Source organism: Micromonospora sp. BQ11, from assembly GCF_052068135.1.
In the GTDB taxonomy this organism is placed as follows: domain Bacteria; phylum Actinomycetota; class Actinomycetes; order Mycobacteriales; family Micromonosporaceae; genus Micromonospora.
In genome coordinates, this window is the sequence record NZ_JBQHDB010000021.1 from 1 (window position 1) to 16,523 (window position 16,523).

General features: G+C 72.9%; 17 protein-coding genes. 9 read left to right on the forward strand and 8 right to left on the reverse strand.

Features of this window, described 5'->3' with window-relative positions:
• Positions 1-216: 216 nt before the first annotated feature.
• The gene (locus ACTMSW_RS29960; RefSeq protein WP_441184129.1) at positions 217-1,050 is read right to left on the reverse strand and encodes a thrombospondin; all 834 of its coding nucleotides are present in this window, start codon (positions 1,048-1,050) and stop codon (positions 217-219) included.
• A gap of 159 nt (positions 1,051-1,209) precedes the next feature.
• Here ACTMSW_RS29960 and ACTMSW_RS29965 point away from each other — a divergent pair, with 159 nt between their 5' ends.
• Complete coding sequence (locus tag ACTMSW_RS29965) at positions 1,210-2,019, forward strand: Fpg/Nei family DNA glycosylase (RefSeq protein WP_441184131.1); 810 nt, start codon at positions 1,210-1,212, stop codon at positions 2,017-2,019.
• Here ACTMSW_RS29965 and ACTMSW_RS29970 read toward each other — a convergent pair whose 3' ends face one another.
• Entirely contained in the window at positions 2,020-2,898 is an 879-nt protein-coding gene (locus ACTMSW_RS29970; protein ID WP_441184132.1) for an aminoglycoside phosphotransferase family protein, read from the reverse strand.
• Positions 2,899-2,986: 88 nt separating this feature from the next.
• On the opposite strand from ACTMSW_RS29970, the gene ACTMSW_RS29975 reads away from it, so the two are divergent.
• Together ACTMSW_RS29975 and ACTMSW_RS29980 are read left to right on the forward strand one after the other, a co-directional pair.
• On the forward strand, positions 2,987-3,505 hold the full coding sequence (locus tag ACTMSW_RS29975) for a SigE family RNA polymerase sigma factor (RefSeq protein WP_441184134.1): 519 nt from the start codon (positions 2,987-2,989) through the stop codon (positions 3,503-3,505).
• Positions 3,502-4,701 carry a hypothetical protein gene (locus tag ACTMSW_RS29980; protein WP_441184135.1) on the forward strand — a complete coding sequence of 400 codons (1,200 nt, stop codon included), beginning with the start codon at positions 3,502-3,504 and terminating at the stop codon, positions 4,699-4,701. Before ACTMSW_RS29975 ends, ACTMSW_RS29980 begins: the two co-directional genes overlap by 4 nt.
• Positions 4,702-4,738: 37 nt before the next feature.
• On the opposite strand, the gene ACTMSW_RS29985 is transcribed toward ACTMSW_RS29980, so the two are convergent.
• Both ACTMSW_RS29985 and ACTMSW_RS29990 read right to left on the reverse strand, forming a co-directional pair.
• The gene (locus ACTMSW_RS29985; RefSeq protein WP_441184136.1) at positions 4,739-6,118 is read right to left on the reverse strand and encodes an FAD-dependent oxidoreductase; all 1,380 of its coding nucleotides are present in this window, start codon (positions 6,116-6,118) and stop codon (positions 4,739-4,741) included.
• A gap of 24 nt (positions 6,119-6,142) precedes the next feature.
• Positions 6,143-7,279 carry a carboxylate-amine ligase gene (locus ACTMSW_RS29990; protein WP_441184137.1) on the reverse strand — a complete coding sequence of 379 codons (1,137 nt, stop codon included), beginning with the start codon at positions 7,277-7,279 and terminating at the stop codon, positions 6,143-6,145.
• Positions 7,280-7,424: 145 nt separating this feature from the next.
• On the opposite strand from ACTMSW_RS29990, the gene ACTMSW_RS29995 reads away from it, so the two are divergent.
• The 4 genes from ACTMSW_RS29995 to ACTMSW_RS30010 all read left to right on the forward strand — a co-directional run bounded on the left by ACTMSW_RS29995 (position 7,425) and on the right by ACTMSW_RS30010 (position 11,619).
• On the forward strand, positions 7,425-7,709 hold the full coding sequence (locus ACTMSW_RS29995) for a DUF6412 domain-containing protein (protein ID WP_441184139.1): 285 nt from the start codon (positions 7,425-7,427) through the stop codon (positions 7,707-7,709).
• Between the two features lie 88 nt (positions 7,710-7,797).
• On the forward strand, positions 7,798-8,553 hold the full coding sequence (locus ACTMSW_RS30000; protein ID WP_441184140.1) for a YidC/Oxa1 family membrane protein insertase: 756 nt from the start codon (positions 7,798-7,800) through the stop codon (positions 8,551-8,553).
• Positions 8,554-8,624: 71 nt separating this feature from the next.
• The gene (locus ACTMSW_RS30005) at positions 8,625-10,049 is read left to right on the forward strand and encodes a carbohydrate-binding protein (RefSeq protein ID WP_441184141.1); all 1,425 of its coding nucleotides are present in this window, start codon (positions 8,625-8,627) and stop codon (positions 10,047-10,049) included.
• Between the two features lie 151 nt (positions 10,050-10,200).
• A complete protein-coding gene (locus ACTMSW_RS30010; protein ID WP_441184142.1) occupies positions 10,201-11,619 on the forward strand; it encodes a chitinase in 1,419 nt (472 codons plus the stop codon).
• A gap of 45 nt (positions 11,620-11,664) precedes the next feature.
• Here the strand turns inward: ACTMSW_RS30010 and ACTMSW_RS30015 are convergent, their stop codons facing one another.
• Both ACTMSW_RS30015 and ACTMSW_RS30020 read right to left on the reverse strand, forming a co-directional pair.
• Positions 11,665-12,336: a DedA family protein gene (locus tag ACTMSW_RS30015; protein ID WP_441184144.1), complete on the reverse strand. Its 672-nt coding sequence runs from the start codon at positions 12,334-12,336 to the stop codon at positions 11,665-11,667.
• A 98-nt stretch (positions 12,337-12,434) separates the two neighbouring features.
• Positions 12,435-13,031: a DUF1349 domain-containing protein gene (locus tag ACTMSW_RS30020; protein WP_441184145.1), complete on the reverse strand. Its 597-nt coding sequence runs from the start codon at positions 13,029-13,031 to the stop codon at positions 12,435-12,437.
• Positions 13,032-13,092: 61 nt separating this feature from the next.
• Here ACTMSW_RS30020 and ACTMSW_RS30025 point away from each other — a divergent pair, with 61 nt between their 5' ends.
• Complete coding sequence (locus tag ACTMSW_RS30025; protein ID WP_441184146.1) at positions 13,093-14,745, forward strand: alpha-amylase family protein; 1,653 nt, start codon at positions 13,093-13,095, stop codon at positions 14,743-14,745.
• Between the two features lie 66 nt (positions 14,746-14,811).
• A complete protein-coding gene (gene fabG, locus ACTMSW_RS30030) occupies positions 14,812-15,570 on the forward strand; it encodes a 3-oxoacyl-ACP reductase FabG (RefSeq protein ID WP_441184147.1) in 759 nt (252 codons plus the stop codon).
• 127 nt (positions 15,571-15,697) lie between these two features.
• Here the strand turns inward: fabG and ACTMSW_RS30035 are convergent, their stop codons facing one another.
• Together ACTMSW_RS30035 and ACTMSW_RS30040 are read right to left on the reverse strand one after the other, a co-directional pair.
• Entirely contained in the window at positions 15,698-16,117 is a 420-nt protein-coding gene (locus ACTMSW_RS30035) for a hypothetical protein (RefSeq protein WP_441184149.1), read from the reverse strand.
• Positions 16,110-16,505, reverse strand: a complete 396-nt coding sequence (locus tag ACTMSW_RS30040; protein WP_441184151.1) for a hypothetical protein — start codon at positions 16,503-16,505, stop codon at positions 16,110-16,112. Before ACTMSW_RS30040 ends, ACTMSW_RS30035 begins: the two co-directional genes overlap by 8 nt.
• Positions 16,506-16,523 lie beyond the last annotated feature (18 nt).

Consider the following 16,523-nt stretch of genomic DNA (forward strand, 5'->3'; position numbering starts at 1 on the left):
GGCGCGGGGCGCGGGGCGCGGGGCGCGGGGCGCGGGGCGCGGGGCGCGGGGCGCGGGGCGCGGGGCGCGGGGCGCGGAAAACACTTCGGGGGCGGCGCATCGCCGCCCCCGAAACAGGGTGTTCGCCCGGCTGGTGAACCACCAGGCTGGTCGGGCTGGTCGCCGGTGAACCACCGGCGCTCGCCGGCGCACCGCCGGCGAGCCGAACAGTGCCCGCTAGAAGCGATCGACAAACTGTGAATCAAGCCACTCCCGGAATCGGGCGACCCAGTCGCCGTCGGTGGTGGGCCAGTCGAACTGGCCGGTCATGGCGAGCACGCCGAGGACCACGGCGCCGAGACCGGCGATGATGCCGAGCAGCGCGTCGGTCTTGCCCGCGACGTGCCGCCGCCGGGTGGCGCGCAACCCGAGCACCGCCAGCACCGCGCCGAGGGCACCCAGCGCGATGCCGTACCCGGCGAGGGTTCCGGTGAGCACGAAGAGCACGGCCGCGACGCCGGTGATCAGGCCGAGCGTGGCGAGCATGCTGGCCCGGGGCTTCGGACCGGCGGCGGGCCGCTCGGTCCGGTCGTCGACACCGTCGTGGTCCCGGTCGACGGTCGGCTCCGGCGCCCGGCCCGTCGCGGGTACGACCGTCCGGTCGCGGTCCGTCAGCGAGGTGGCGTCGCCGTTCCGGTCGGTGACCGGCGTCAGCCCGGCGGCGCGGGCCGTGGCGGCGTCCCGGCCGAGGTCGACGGTGCGGCCGTCGACCGTCCGCTCCAGCGTCGGGTCGTCCGTGCCGGTGATCCGCGGCGGACGCCGGGTCTCGTCGTCGTTGCGGCCCGTCGCGGCGCGGGCCACGGCGGCCCGCTGCGCAGCGCGTCGTTCGGCCTCGGCGTCGGGGCCGTCCGTGGTGCTCGCCGCGTTGCTGCGGTACGTCGTCTGTTCGTCGTTTCGGTCCGTCACCACCGGCGGGTCGACCCGGCCGGTGGTGTCGGCGTGGGTCCGGCCGTCCGCATCGTCGTTCGACGCCGGTTCCGTCCGGCGCGACAGGGAAGGAATCTTGACCACAACACACCTCCTGGTAAATGCGTTGGCGGCCGTCCAGCGGGTGGCGCCCACGCGTAGCACCTTCGAGGTACCCCGTTGCGACCTCCGCGACACGCATCACGCGCCGACGGTCGACGCGGGCGGAGGCAGCGGCGCCTCCGCCGGGCTACCGTTGCCGTCGTGCCAGAGGGACACACGATCCACCGCCTGGCGGCCCGCCACGCCGAGCTGTTCGCCGGGGACAAGGTGGACGCCGTCAGCCCGCAGGGCCGCTTCACCGAGGGTGCCGCCCGGCTGACCGGCAGCGTCCTCGACGCGACCGAGGCGTACGGGAAGCATCTGCTCCACCACTACGCGGGCGAGCTCACCCTGCACGTGCACCTCGGGCTGTACGGGAAGTTCGCCGACGGCGCGGGCGAGCCGCCGGAGCCCGTCGGGCAGGTGCGTCTCCGGCTCACCAGCGACCGGCACTGGCTGGAACTGCGCGGGCCCACGGCGTGCGAGCTGCTCACCCCGCCCGAGGTGGCGGCGCTGCGCTCGCGGCTCGGACCGGACCCGTTGCGCGCCGACGCGGATCCGGAGCGGGCGTACGCGCGGATCTCCCGCAGCCCGACCCCGCTCGCGGCGCTCCTGCTCGACCAGTCGGTGGTGGCCGGCACGGGGTTGATCTTCGTGACGGAGGCGTTGTTCCGGGCGGGCCTTCCGCCCCTGCTGCCCGGCCGCGGGCTCGGCCGGGCCGGCTGGGAGGACCTCTGGGGCGATCTGGTGGCGCTCATGCGCGTCGGGGTCGAGCGCGGTCGGATCGACACCGTCCGCGACGTCCACTCGCCCGAGGCGACGGGCCGGGCGGCACGGGTCGACCGGCACGGCGGGGAGGTGTACGTCTACCGCCGCCCCGGCGCGCCCTGCCACGTCTGCGGCACGAAGGTCAGCCGTGGGTCGCTGGCCGGCCGCAACCTGTACTGGTGTCCGACCTGCCAGCGGGGCTGATCACACCTCGTCCACCAGCCAGCGGACCACCTCGACTTGGTGCGCGAGGACGTTGTCCGCGTCGATGCTCCAGGCCAGCGTCTGCGCGATCGTCCAGCCCCGCACCCGGTCCCGGTCCAGCCCCAGTTCCCCGGTGAGCCGGTCCAGCCGACGGCGTACGGCGGCGGGGGAGTGACCCAGCTCCCGCCCCCGGACCATCGGCACGACACTGAACTCGCGCTCGCCGGTCAGCGGCTTCGGGTCGATGACCAGCCACGGCTCTCGGGCGGCCCGGAGCACGTTGCCGGCGTGCAGGTCCTGGTTGACGAGCACCTGCTCGCCCTGATTGGGGGTCAGGTCGGCGATCAGCCCGAGCGCGGTGTCGAGCAGCCGCCGCTCGTACGGGCGGTTGGCGCGGTCCCACTTCACCGGCAACCGCTCACGCCAGCCCGCGGCCTCCTCCGCGAGCGGGGTGAACGGGGCGTCCGCCGGCTTCCACAGCCGGGGCAGCAGCCCTACAACCACGTCCAACGCCGCGTCGGCCGGCTGTTCGTGCAGCGGCGAGCCGGGCACGCATCGCTCAACCAGCAGCGCCCGCCGGACGGGATCGTTCGCGAGCAGCCGGATCGCTCCGTCGCCCGCCCAGTGGTCGAGTGCGGTGGCCTCGTGCACGCTGTCCGCGTCCGGGTACTGCAGCTTGAGCACCGTCGGGGTGCCGTCGGGCATTTCGGCGGGCAGGGCCAGCGACGCGAACGCGTACGCGAAGGGCGGGCCGATCCGCAGGGACCATTGGTCGACGCACTCCGCCAGCAGGGTAGGCAGCGCGGCTAACCATCCCTGCCCGTGCGGTGTGCCCCGCACCCAGCCGAGCCCGTCGGGGATCCGTAGCTCGCCGCCCATCCCGCCATTCTGGGACGTCTCCGGGCTCCACGTACAACCGGATCGTGGTGAGCGCCGTCTGGATGGGGGAAGCGACGAAGGGATGGCGATGCCGGAGGCAGCGGACCACGAGTACCTGGAGTACGTCGGCGCACGCCTACCGGCGCTGCACCGGTTGGCGTACGCCCTGTGCGGTGACGTCGACCAGGCCGACGACCTGGTCCAGGAGGCGGCTACACGGCTCTACCAGCGGTGGTCCCGGGTGTCCCGGGCGGAGCACGTCGACGCGTACGTCCGCACCGTCGTGGTGCGGCTGTTCCTGGACGGCCGGCGGAAGGGCTGGTGGCGGGTGCGTCTGTCCGCCGCGCCGCCGGACGTCCGGGCCGGTGAGGACCGGGGCGTCGAGGACCGGACGGTGCTCCGTGCGGCGCTGCGTCGGGTCCCACCCCGGCAGCGCGCCGTTCTGGTGCTGCGTTTCGTGCACGACCTGCCGGTCGACGAGGTGGCCCGGACCCTGGGCTGCTCCACCGGGACCGTCAAGAGCCAGACCGCACACGGGCTGGCCGCCATGCGCCGACTCCTCGCCGAGCCGGCGGCCACCGAGACGAGGGGAGTACCGCTGCGATGACGTTCGACGAGGACCGGTTCGGTGTGCTGCTGCGGGACCTGGACGCCGCGCCACCGAGGAACACCCGTGTGGACCTGGGCCGGGCGGTACGTGACGGCCGGCGTCGTCGCCGCAACCGACGGTGGACGGTGGCCGGCGCGGCGGCGGTGACGACCCTGGCGGTGGCAGGTGCGGTGCCGGTGGTGCTCGACTCCCGCCGGGAGCCGCCGGCGCCCGCCGCGGTCACGCCGCCGACGTCGTGCGAGGTGTCCACCCTGCCCATGCCGCCCGGCACCACCAGCGTGTCGGTTCTCGGGGCGGACCCGGGCGGCCGGTACCTGGTCGGCGCGGCGTGGCGGGCGGGCTCGGGCCGGGTCGCCGTGCTTTGGGACGGCGACCGGGTCGTCGACCTGCCCGACACGTTGAAGGGCGGCTACCTGCAGGCCGTCAACTCCGCGGGCACGGCGATCGGCGGTGTCGATGCCGTCCCGTACGTCTACCGGGACGGCCGGGTGGAGCGTCTGCCGGGCACGGAGGTGCAGGCGAAACTGATCAACGACGCCGGCACGGTGGCGGGTGAGCGTTACTCGGTTCGCGACGGCCAGGCGATACCGGTTCCGGTGCGGTGGCGCTCGCCGTCCAGCGCGCCAGAGGACCTGCCGCTGCCGGGCCCCGGCTGGTCCGGGGAGGTCACCGGGCTGGACGAGGACGGCACGATGGTCGGGACGGTGAGCGACGGGTTCGCGCCGAGCACCTACCGGGGCTACCTGTGGCGGCCGGACGGGACGGGGGAGTTCCTGCCGTTGCCCATGACCCCGCAGGGGCGGGCGAGTGCCTTCTGGCCGGCGGCGGTCCGGGAGGGCTCGGTGGTCGGCACGGTGCGCCGTGCGGTGCCCGGGAGCATGGAGACCTCGGTCATGCGCCTCGATCTGCGGACCGCCGAGTTCGTGCCGCTGCCCGGGCCGACGAATCCCCAGACCGGCGTGGCCAACGGTCGCTGGGCGGTCGTGCCGCTCGACAACCTGGTGGGCGCGGCGCGGTGGGCGCTGCTCACCGAGGCGGGCACGGTGGAGTTGCCCGAGCCGGACGAGGGCCGGGATCAGCGCGATCCAGCGGTGACGGCGATCAGCGACGACGGACGGATGCTGGCCGGGACACACATCGAGCGACCCCGGGACGACATGGTCCAGGTGCCGGTGCGGTGGCGCTGCCGCTGACCGCGCAGCACCGGTCCCGCCGCGGTGGGACCGGTGCTCAGCGGCTGGTGGCGCCGAGCGCGTCGACCGCCTTGCGGGCGGCGATGAGCACCGGGTCCCAGACCGGGGCGTACGGCGGGGCGTAGCCGAGGTCGAGGGCGGTCATGTCGTCCACCGTCATGCCGTTCCAGAGCGCCACGGCCAGGGTGTCGATCCGCTTGGCCGCCTCCGACCAGCCGACGATCTGTGCTCCGAGCAGTCGGCCGCTGGGCTTCTCGGCGATCAGCTTGACGGTCATGAAACGTGCGCCGGGGTAGTAGCCCGCGCGGTTGGTCGACCTGGTGATCACCGAGACGAAGTCGAACCCGGCGGCTTTGGCGTCCCGCTCGCGCAGGCCCGTACGACCGACCTCCAGCTCGCACACCTTGGTCACCGCGGTGCCGATCACCCCGGCGAAGGTGGCGTAGCCGCCGCCGATGTTGATGCCGGCGACGCGGCCCTGCTTGTTGGCGTGCGTACCCAGGGGGATGTGGACCGGCATGCCGCTGACCCGGTGCAGGGACTCCACGCAGTCGCCGGCCGCCCAGACGTCCTCGACGCCGGGCACCCGCATGCGGCGGTCGACCCGGACCGCGCCACTCGGGCCGATGGGCAGGCCGGCGGCCTTCGCGAGCGCGACGTTGGGGCGTACGCCCAGGCCGAGGACGACCACGTCGGCCGGGATGGGCCCCTCGGCGGTGACCACGGCGGACACCCGGCCGTCCCGCTCCTCCAGGCCGGTCACCGTGAGGCCGGCGCGGACGGTGATGCCCAGGCCGCGCATCGCCTCGACGACCAGCTCGGCCATGTCCGGGTCCACCGTGGACATGGGCTGCTCGGCCTGCTCGACCAGGGTGACGCCGAGCCCGCGTTGGATGAGCGCCTCTGCAATCTCCACGCCGATGTAGCCGCCGCCGACCACCACCGCCCGCCGGGGCTGCGGGTCGGCCTCCAGCCAGTCGATCAGCGCCGCCCCGTCGTCGAGGGTCTGCATGCCGAAGACGCCGTTCGCGTCGGTGTGGGCCCAGTCCGGCTTGATCGGGTTGGCGCCGGTGGCGTACATCAGGGTGTCGAACCGCTCGCGGACCTCGCCGCCGCCCTCCAGGTCCTGGGCGACGACCTCGCGCCGGTCGAGGTCGATGGCGGTGACCTCGTGCCGCAGGCGTACGTCGATGTCGAAGTCGGTCCGGAAGGTCTCCGGGTCACGGGCGACGAGCTGGTCCCGGTCGGACACCAGGCCGCTGACCCAGTACGGGATGCCGCACGCCGAGTAGGACGTGAAGTGCCCCCGCTCGAACGCGACGATCTCCAGGTCCCGCTTGTCGCGTCGGCGTCGGGCCTGGGACGCCGCCGCCATGCCGGCGGCGTCGCCGCCGATGACGATCAGTCGTTGCGCCACAAGCGCCATCCTGTCATGGCGAGGTCAGCCCCGGGTCTGTCGCGCCACGTCCGCGACGACGTCGACCAGCCGGTTGGTACGCGCGAAGACGGCGCGCTGCCGCGCGGCCCCGCTGCCGTGGCGACGCAGTCCGCCGAGCAGGTCGGTCACCTCGGCGAGATCGCCGTGCCGCTCCAGCGCGGGGGAGAGCCGCTCGACGAGCTGGCCGAGCAGGTCCCACGCCGGCCGCAGCTCCCCGTCGGTGAGGTCGACGCCGTCGCCCTCCAGTCCGTCGTGCGCCGCCCGCCAGTGCGCGGCGACCAGCAGGTGGTGGTCGGTGCGGACGGCCGGTCGGCCGGCGGAGATGTCGTCCATCGCGGTGGCCACCATGCCGCGAACCAGGGCGGCCACCAGCACCGCGTCGTCCACCGACGGGCAGACGTCGCCGATGCGGATCTCCACTGTCGGGTACTTCGCCGACAGCCGGGCGTACCAGTAGAGCATTCCCTCGTCCAGCATCACCCCGCTGGCGATGAGCTGCCGGATCAGCCGCTCGTAGTGTTCGTGCGACTCCAGGAAGGGGGTCGGCGCCACCGACGGCCACCGTTCCCACTCCACCGACCGCCAGCTCGCGTAGCCGGTGTCCACGCCGGCGGCGAAGGGGGAGTTGGTGGTGACCGCGTGCAGCACCGGCAGCCACGGCCGGACGTGGTTGAGCACCTGCACGCCGAGCTCCGGGTCGGGCACCCCGACGTGCACGTGCATGCCGTTGTTGCCGGGGCCGGGCACCAGCAGCCGGAAGCGCTCGATCATGCGGTCGAAGCGGGGCTTGTCGACGACCGGTGGCACCGGGCCCTCGACCGGGCCGGTGCCGATGGCGAGCAGGCGTACGCCGGCCCGCTCGGCGGCGTCGGCCAGGGCGGCGCGCAGCACCCCGAGGGAGTGCCGGATCGAGCTGAGCTCCAGCCCCGGCGGGCTGCCGATCTCGATCTGACTGGTCTGGAACTCGCGCTCCACCTGCCCGCGCAGCTCGGCCGGCACCTGCTCCATGACGAGGTCGACGGCGGGCACCGCGGTGCCGGTGTGCGGGTCGACGAGCAGGAACTCCTCCTCGACCCCCACGGTCAGCAGGTCGGTCCGCCGGTCTCCCGTACGCGGCGCCTCCGCCACCTGGCCGGTCATCGCCATCACCGTCCGTTTCTCCGCCGGCCGCGGTCCGTCCGCTCCGGGCGTCCGGTGGTTACCCACCGTGGCGGCGCGGGAAAACGCGGTGTCGGCGTGTCGGGATCACGGCGTGTGACGTGACAGCGCCGCCTAGCCTGGACCCGTGCCGGTCGTACCGGGGTTGCTGCTGGGGTTGTGGGCGGGGACGCTCGCCCAGCTGATCGCGTTCGCGGACCGCCCGGCCGATCTCCTTGCGGGCGCGGCGCTGGTGCTGGTCGCCGCTCTGCTCGCGGTCCACCTGGCCGCCGCCGTCGCCCCCCGTGCGGGACGACGCGCGAGCGGGTTGCGCGCGTGGGTCCGGCGTCGCCGGGTGCCCCGCCAGGTCGACCCGGACGCGCCCGGCCGGCCCCGCCCGCGAGCACCCGGGGTGCACCCCTCGGCCGCGTAGCACCGCGCGCGGCCGATCCCGCCGTCGTCCGCGCCCGCGACGAGTGTCGTCGCCGAGGCGCTTTCGGAATCGGACCGAGGGGTTCACCATGCTCGCCTTCGCACCACTGCACGACGCCGTCGGCGCCGCGGGCGCCGCGCTCTCCTGGCTCACCGACCTGCTGGCACCGGTTGCCGGTGGCGGGTCCACCGCCGCCGCGATCGTCGTCCTCACCGTGGCCGTGCGGTTGCTCATCGCACCGCTCGCCGTCGCGCAGGCACGCGGGGAGCGGCGCCGCGCGGCGCTCGCCCCCGAGGTGGCCGAGCTCCAGCGGCGGTACGCGGACGACCCGGCCCGCCTCCAGTCGGAACTCTTCGCCCTCTACCGCTCCGCCGGCGCGAACCCGGTGGCCGGCTGCCTTCCCCTGCTGGTGCAGGCACCGGTCCTGCTGGTGCTGTACCGGCTCTTCACCACCGCGGAGGGCGGCACGGGGCTGCTCGACGAGCGACTGGCCGGGGTGGCGCTGGGCCACCACCTCACCGACGGTCTGAGCGTGCCGGTGGTGGCGCTGTTCGGGGTGCTGCTGTCGGTGCTGCTCGCCCTGGCCTGGTGGACGTCGCGGCGGATGCGGCGTGCGGCGGCCGCGACCGGGACGGTGGCCGGTACGCCGATCGAGGGGCCGGGTGCGGCGGCCCTCGGTCGGTTGCTGCCTCTGCTGCCGTACGTGACCGTGCTGATCGCGCTGGTGCTGCCGCTGGCGGCGGTGATCTACCTGGTCACCACGACCGCCTGGTCGGCGGTGGAGCAGCTGGTGCTGCGCCGCCCGCTGGTGACGCCCGGGGGTGCGGAGCCACATCGACGTTGACAACTGTGAGGACGGCACGTACAACTCTGAGAGAGCGCTCTCTCGAACCGTCCCCGCAGAGAGGCACGTCCATGCCAACCGCACCGGCGGCATCCGCCGCCCCACCTGCCCGACGCCGGCTCGCGCTGGCGTTCGCCCTGCTCACCGCCACCACCACCGCCCTGGCCGGGGTCACCGCGACCGCCGACGCCGCTGTACCGGCACCGGCCCCCGGCTGGAGTCTCGTGTGGAGCGACGACTTCACCGGCGCGGCCGGCACGCTGCCGTCCGCAGCCAACTGGATCATCGACACCGGCACCAGCTACCCCGGTGGCCCGCCCAACTGGGGCACGGGTGAGATCCAGACCTACACCGCCAGCACGGCCAACGTCAGCCACGACGGAGGCGGCAACCTGCGGATCACGCCGCTGCGCGACGGCTCGGGCCGGTGGACGTCCGCCCGGATCGAGACCGTTCGCAGCAACTTCAAGCCGGCGGCCGGCGGTGTGCTGGCGATCGAGGGCCGGATCCAGATGCCCAACGTCACCGGCGCCGAGGCGTCCGGCTATTGGCCCGCCTTCTGGGCGCTCGGCGCGCCGTACCGGGGCAACTACCAGAACTGGCCGGGCATCGGCGAGTTCGACGTGATGGAGAACGTCAACGGGATCAACTCGGTCTGGGGGGTGCTGCACTGTGGTGTCGCCCCCGGCGGCCCGTGCGACGAGTTCAACGGCATCGGCGCGTCCCGGGCCTGTCCCGGCAGCACCTGCCAGTCGGCGTTCCACACCTACCGCTTCGAGTGGGACGCCTCGATCAGCCCCCAGCAACTGCGGTGGTACGTCGACGGGCAGCTCTACCACACGGTGAGCCAGTCCCGGATCGGCGAGCCGTACTGGTCGCAGATGACCAACCACGCCGGCTACTTCCTCCTGCTCAACGTGGCCATGGGCGGGGCGTTCCCGAACGGGGTCGCCGGCGGCGCCACGCCCACGGCGGCGACCGTGCCGGGCCGACCGATGCTGGTCGACTACGTCGCCGTCTACAACCGGGGCGGCGGCACCAACCCGCCGCCGACGACCCCGCCGCCGACGACCCCGCCGCCGGGCGGCGTGCGGGACGCGTACGCGACGATCCAGGCCGAGTCGTTCAACGCCCAGAACGGGGTGCTGGTCGAGGCGTGCGCCGAGGGCGGGCAGAACATCGGTGCCCTGCGCAACGGTGACTGGGTGCGCTTCGACAACGTCGAGTTCGGTGCCACGCCGCCGCGGGACTTCGTCGCCCGGGTGGCCTCGGGCGCGGCCGGCGGCGTCAGTGGTCTGGTGGAGGTGCGGCTGGACAGTCCCACCAGCCCGCCGATCGGCAGCTTCGCCCTCGCGAACACCGGTGGTTGGCAGAGCTGGCGTTCGGTGCCCGGCAACGTCACGGGTCCGACCGGCCGGCGGACGGTCTACCTGACCTTCTCCAGTGGACAGCCGAACGACTTCGTCAACGTCAACTGGTTCACCTTCCGCCGCTGAGGCGTAAGGAAGGGCCCCCTCTTAACGCCTCGCGTTGTAGAGGGGGCCCTTCCTAACACTCGCCCGCGCAGCGCTGGACACAACAGTTAACAGTCTTAATAATAAGTGGAACGTAGACGTCCGTGGATGACGTCCCGGTGTGGAGGGTCGTATGAAGCGTTCCAGATCCCTTGTCCTTTCCCTGGTCACCGTGGTGACCGCCGCCCTCGGGGCGGCCTGGGTGGCGATGCCGGCGTACGCGGCCGGCCCGAGCGCGACCTTCGTCAAGACCTCCGACTGGGGCAGCGGGTGGGAGGGGAAGTACACCATCACCAACGGCGGCACCAGCACGATCAACGGCTGGAGCCTCGCGTTCGACCTGCCCGCCGGCACCACGATGGGGACCTACTGGGACGCGCTGCTGACCTCGTCCGGGCAGCGACACACCTTCACCAACCGGTCGTGGAACGGCACGGTCGCGCCGGGCGCCTCGGTCTCCTTCGGCTTCATCGCCAGTGGATCCGGCTCCCCGCTGAACTGCCGGCTCAACGGGGCGGCCTGCGGCGGTGGCACCACGCCGACCACGCCACCGCCCAGCACGGCGCCGCCCACCACCGCGCCGCCGACCACGGCCCCACCGACCACCCCGCCGCCGACGACCCCACCGCCCACCACGCCGCCACCGACCACCGGCCTTCCGAAGCACATCCTCACCGGCTACTGGCACAACTTCGACAACCCGGCCGTCGAACTGCGGCTGCGGGACACCCCGGCCGAGTACGACGTGGTCGCCGTGGCGTTCGCCGACGCCACCGCCACCCCGGGTGCGGTCACCTTCGCCGTCGACCCGGGACTGTCCACCGCCCTCGGCGGCTACTCCGACGCGGACTTCTCCGCCGACGTCCGCACCCTCCAGAGCCGGGGCAAGAAGGTCATCATCTCGGTCGGCGGGGAGACCGGCCGGGTCGCCGTCAACGACGCGGCGTCCGCGACGGCCTTCAGCAACTCCGTGTACGCGCTGATCCAGCGGTACGGGTTCGACGGTGTCGACATCGACCTGGAGAACGGCCTGAACCCGACGTACATGGCACAGGCCCTGCGCGCGCTACGGGCGAAGGTCGGCTCCGGCCTGATCATCGCCATGGCCCCGCAGACCATCGACATGCAGAACCCGACCACCAGCTACTTCAAGCTGGCGCTGGACATCAAGGACATCCTCACCGTCGTCAACACCCAGTTCTACAACTCCGGGGCGATGCTCGGCTGCGACCAGAACGCCGCGTACAACCAGGGGACGGTGAACTTCATCGTCGCGCTGGCCTGCATCCAGCTGGAGGCGGGGCTGCGTCCCGACCAGGTCGGGCTCGGCCTGCCGGCCGGCCCCGGGGCGGCCGGCGGCGGCATCGTCGCGCCCAGCGTGGTCAACGCCGCCCTGGACTGCCTGACCCGGGGCACCAACTGCGGCAGCTTCCGCCCGCCGCGCACCTACCCCGGCCTCCGGGGCGCGATGACCTGGTCGGTGAACTGGGACATCAGCAACGGCAACGGCTTCGCGCGTACCGTCGCACCGCACCTGGACACCCTGCCCTGACCGGGCGCGTCGGGCCGCGTACCCCCGGGGTGGGTGCGCGGCCCGTCAGCCCCCGGCGGAGACCGTCTCGCGGTCGCGCCGCGCCCGGCGGCGCCGCACCTTCTTCACCGCCCAGCTGGCGATCATGATCGCGAAGAGCGCAAAGATCGCGTAGTTGAACCAGCTGCTGTAGCGGTCCACGTCCTTCCAGCGGGTGCCGAGCGCGTAGCCCAGACCGACGATCACCGTGTTCCACACGCCGCTGCCCAGCGTGGTGAAGAGGACGAACTCACCCATCGGCATCCGGTTCGCCCCGGCCGGTACGGAGACCAGGCTGCGCACCACCGGCACCAGCCGGCCGAAGAGCACCGCCCAGCGGCCGTGCCGCTCGAACCAGCGGTCCGCCTTCTCCAGGTCGTCGGTGTCCACCAGGGGCAGCCGGTCCAGCCACCGCTTCAGCCGGTCCTCGCCCAGCCCGGCGCCGAGCCAGTAGAGCAGCAGTGCACCGCCCAGCGAGCCGGCCGTCGCGGCGAGCACGATCAGCACCACGTTGAACCGGCCCGCGGAGGACAGGTAGCCCGCCATCGCCAGCACGATCTCGCTGGGAATGGGCGGGACGACGTTCTCCAGGGCGACCAGCAACGCCACGCCGAGCGCACCCATCGCGTCGATGACGTCGGCCACCCAACCGGTCAGCCCGCTGAACTGGGACGGGTCCACGTCCTGCGCGACTGCCATGGTTGTCCTTCCGTGGGCGGCCGGGGGGATCGGACAGTGGTACCCGGGCCCGCACCACTTACACCGCCGGGTGGTGACGGCCACGCGGGACCGCGCGCTCAGCCCTCCGGGTGCAGCAGGGTGTCGGCCGGGCCGTGGTGCCAGCCGGTGAACGTCACCCGCAGACCCGCGCGGCTCGGCGAACAGCAGTACGGTCCGGCCGCCGCCACCGCCTCCGGGGCGAGCGGCGCGAGCCGGACCAGCCGCCACGAGCCGCTCCCGACCCGGGCCCGTACGGTCAGCGCGTCACCGGCCCGGCTCACCCGGACGGTGACCTCCCGCCCCGCCCACTCCGGCACGGGGGCGACCGACCAGTCCGAGACCTGTCGCGTGACCACCGCGCCGAGCTGCGGCTGGCCGTCACTGACCTCCACGCCGGCCTTGACCCATGTGTCGGAGTCCACCCGGACGAGGACGCCGGCCTGGTCGAACTGCGCGCCGTAGTCGAGCAGGAAGCTGACCTCCGCCGCCGCGCCGGGGGGCAGCGGCGCGAGCAGCGCCGGGGCGTCGTCGTGCACGAAGCCGTACGAGGTGTGCCGCCACAGGTCGGTGTTCTCGCCCGGCTCCACCACCAGCCCGCCGTCGGACGCGCCCTCGACCCGTACCGGCCTGTTCCACCACTCGCCCTCGGCCCAGTCGACCCGCCGTGCGTCCATGCCCGCGACCGTACCGCCGCTCGCGTTTGCCGCAGGTGGCGATTGGAGACATCAGACAGGTATGGCTGACAGGTGGTACTCCGAGGCTGTCGTCTACTGCCTCGACATCGACACGTTCGCGGACTCCGACGGCGACGGGGTCGGTGACATCCGTGGCCTCATCGGCCGGCTGGACTACCTGGCCCGGCTCGGGGTGACGTGCCTGTGGCTGCATCCGATCCATCCCTCGCCGAACAAGGACGACGGGTACGACGCGACGGACTTCTACAACGTCGACCCGCGCTTCGGCACCCTCGGGGACTTCGCCGAGCTGCTGCACCAGGCCCAGAACCGGGGCATCCGGGTGATCATCGACCTGGTCGTGAACCACACGTCCGACCAGCACCCGTGGTTCCAGTCCGCCCGATCGTCGCCGGACTCGCCGTACCGGGACTGGTACGTCTGGTCCGACCACGAGCCGGACGACCGCTACCAGGGCATGGTCTTCCCCGGGGAGCAGCACGAGACCTGGACCTACGACCGCACCGCCAAGTCGTGGTTCTACCACCGGTTCTACACGTTCCAGCCGGACCTGAACATGAGCAACCCGGCGGTCCGCGCCGAGGTCAAGAAGATCATGTCGTTCTGGCTCCAGCTCGGTGTCTCCGGTTTCCGGATGGACGCGGTGCCGTTCATCATCGAGCAGACCGAGCCGGGCAACCCCAACTCGCCGAAGGACTTCGAGTTCCTCACCGAGCTGCGCCAGCACGTGCAGTGGCGGCGGGGCGACGCCGTCCTGCTGGCCGAGGCGAACGTCGAGCCGGACCAGCTGCCGACCTTCTTCGGCGACAGCGGCGGCTCGGCCAACCGGGTGCACATGCTCTTCGACTTCATGCTCAACGGGCGGCTGATGCTGGCCCTGGCCCGGCAGGACCCGGAGCCGGTCATCGAGGCGCTGCGGGACACCCCGGCTCTGCCCGAGGGCGGCCAGTGGGCCACCTTCCTGCGTAACCACGACGAGATCGACCTGTCGAGGCTCACCGCCGAGCAGCGCAACCAGGTGTACGCGCAGTTCGGGCCCGACGAGGACATGCGCATCTACGACCGGGGCATCCGCCGCCGGCTCGCCCCGATGCTGGGCAACGACCGGCGCCGCATCGAGCTGGCGTACGCCCTCCAGTTCTCGCTGCGCGGCACGCCGGTGCTGCGTTACGGCGAGGAGATCGGGATGGGGGAGGACCTGTCGCTGCCCGGGCGGGAGGCGATCCGTACGCCGATGCAGTGGTCGTTCCAGCCGAACGCCGGCTTCTCCACGGCCGACCCGGAGAAGCTGGTCCGCCCGGTGATCGACAAGGGTGACTTCAGCTACGAGAAGGTCAACGTCACCGAGCAGCGGCGCGACCCGAAGTCCCTGCTCGCCTGGTTCGAGCGCATGATCCGGACGCTCCGCGAGGCTCCGGAGGTGGGCTCCGGCTCCACCACCCACATCGACGTGCCCATGCCGCCGGGGGTGCTGGCGCACCGCGCCGACGGTCCGACCGGGACGATGGTCTTCGTGCACAACCTCGGCACCTCCGACGCGGAGGTGGACCTCAGCACGCTGGAGTCCGAGGCGGACCACCCGATCGACGTGCTCAGCGACCGGAACTACGACGACATCGGCAAGTTCGACCGGGTCAGGGTCGCCGGCTACGGCTACCGCTGGATCCGCCTCTGCCGGGGTCCCGCCTGCTGACGATCGATGGCGGCCGGTGCGTGGGTTAGGGTGTGGCGATCCAGCCCAAGTTACCGGGAGGTAGGCATGTCGGAGGAGCAGCGGGTCGCCATCGTCACCGGGGCCGCGCGGGGCATCGGGGCGGCCACCGCCCGGCGACTGGCCGCCGACGGCCTGGCCGTCGCCGTGGTCGACATCGAGGAGTCGGCGACCAAGGAGACGGTGGACGCCATCGCCGCCGCCGGCGGCCGGGCACTCGGCGTGGGCGCCGACGTCTCCGACCGGACGCAGGTCGAGGCCGCCGTGGAGCGGGTGGCCGCCGAGCTGGGCGGACCGACCGTCCTGATCAACAACGCCGGGGTCCTCCGGGACAACCTGCTGTTCAAGATGACCGACGGCGACTGGGACACGGTCATGGGCGTGCACCTGCGCGGCGCGTTCCTGTTCAGCCAGGCCGCCCAGAAGCACATGGTCGAGCGGAAGTGGGGCCGGATCGTCAACCTCTCCAGCACCTCGGCGCTGGGCAACCGGGGCCAGGCCAACTACTCCGCCGCGAAGGCCGGCCTGCAGGGCTTCACCAAGACCCTCGCCATCGAGCTGGGCCCGTTCGGGGTCACCGTCAACGCGGTCGCCCCGGGCTTCATCGTCACCGACATGACGGCCGCCACCGCCGCCCGGATGAAGGTGGACTTCGAGGCGCTCCAGCAGCACGCCGCCGCCGAGATCCCGGTCCGGCGTCCCGGCCGCCCGGAGGACGTCGCCCACACCATCTCGTTCCTGGCCAGCGAGGGCGCGTCCTTCGTCTCCGGCCAGGTCATCTACGTGGCCGGCGGCCCCAAGGACTGACCGCGCGGCGCCTTCCGCGCCCCGCCGGGGGTGGCCACTCTTTCGCGGAAAGAGTGACCATTCCGCGTCCCGAGGCCACTCTTTCCGTGAAAGAAGGCCCCTGCGGGATCGGCGGTGGCTGGGTGGGTCAGGTGCGGGTGCGGGTGCGGTGGAGCCAGAGCAGGCCGAGGATCGGCAGGACCAGCGGGATGTAGCCGTAGCCGCTGCCGAAGCCGGACCACACCGTCTCGTCCGGGAACAGGTCCGGGTCGAGCAGGCTGAGGAGCCCGACGCCGACGACGCCGACCAGTTCCACCGTGCAGCAGGCGAGCGCGACGCGCCGGCCGGCGGCGCCCGCGCGGGCCAGGCCCACGGCCGCCACGACGTAGATCAGCGCCGCCAGCGCCGAGAGGGTGTACGCGACGGGCGCCTCGTCGAACTTCGTCGCGATCTGGAGGCCGGCGCGGGAGGTCGCGGCGATGGCGAACAGGATGTAGACCGCGATCAGCAGCCGCCCGGGGCCGGCGTTGGTGCGCCCGCGCTCGGGTGCGCCCACCCGCTCAGCCACCGAGCACCTCCCAGGTCTGCTGGAGGCGTACCACGACCACCGGCGTCACCAGGCAGACCGCGCAGACGATCGCGGAACCCCAGCGGGTGGGTTCCATCCGGGCCAGCACCCACGCCAGTGGCGGCAGACAGACCAGCGTCACCAGGTACCCGAAGAACGCCCCCGGCTCGCCGGGTCGCTCCCCGCCGCCGAGGGCGATCAGGGCCAGCACCGCGAGGCCGAGCAGGGCCAGCTCCAGCGCCAGCAGTCCGGCGAACTGCGCCCGGTCGGGCGCGCGATGCCGCAGCGTCGCCACCAGCGCCCATGCCGCGACGAGGAGCGACAGCACGATCGAGAGGGTCGCGAGGAGCCCGTCCACCGGGGAGCCGGCCGCTGCCGCGCTGGTCATCGACGCCGTCCGGCGCTC

Coding starts and splice junctions, on each gene's coding strand:
- ACTMSW_RS30010 (WP_441184142.1), top strand. CDS start 10,201: ATGAAGCGTTCCAGATCCCTTGTCCTTTCCCTGGTCACCGTGGTGACC.
- ACTMSW_RS29980 (WP_441184135.1), top strand. CDS start 3,502: ATGACGTTCGACGAGGACCGGTTCGGTGTGCTGCTGCGGGACCTGGAC.
- ACTMSW_RS29970 (WP_441184132.1), bottom strand. CDS start 2,898: ATGGGCGGCGAGCTACGGATCCCCGACGGGCTCGGCTGGGTGCGGGGC.
- ACTMSW_RS29990 (WP_441184137.1), bottom strand. CDS start 7,279: ATGACCGGCCAGGTGGCGGAGGCGCCGCGTACGGGAGACCGGCGGACC.
- ACTMSW_RS30025 (WP_441184146.1), top strand. CDS start 13,093: ATGGCTGACAGGTGGTACTCCGAGGCTGTCGTCTACTGCCTCGACATC.
- ACTMSW_RS30020 (WP_441184145.1), bottom strand. CDS start 13,031: ATGGACGCACGGCGGGTCGACTGGGCCGAGGGCGAGTGGTGGAACAGG.
- ACTMSW_RS30040 (WP_441184151.1), bottom strand. CDS start 16,505: ATGACCAGCGCGGCAGCGGCCGGCTCCCCGGTGGACGGGCTCCTCGCG.
- ACTMSW_RS30015 (WP_441184144.1), bottom strand. CDS start 12,336: ATGGCAGTCGCGCAGGACGTGGACCCGTCCCAGTTCAGCGGGCTGACC.
- ACTMSW_RS29975 (WP_441184134.1), top strand. CDS start 2,987: ATGCCGGAGGCAGCGGACCACGAGTACCTGGAGTACGTCGGCGCACGC.
- fabG (WP_441184147.1), top strand. CDS start 14,812: ATGTCGGAGGAGCAGCGGGTCGCCATCGTCACCGGGGCCGCGCGGGGC.
- ACTMSW_RS30005 (WP_441184141.1), top strand. CDS start 8,625: ATGCCAACCGCACCGGCGGCATCCGCCGCCCCACCTGCCCGACGCCGG.
- ACTMSW_RS30000 (WP_441184140.1), top strand. CDS start 7,798: ATGCTCGCCTTCGCACCACTGCACGACGCCGTCGGCGCCGCGGGCGCC.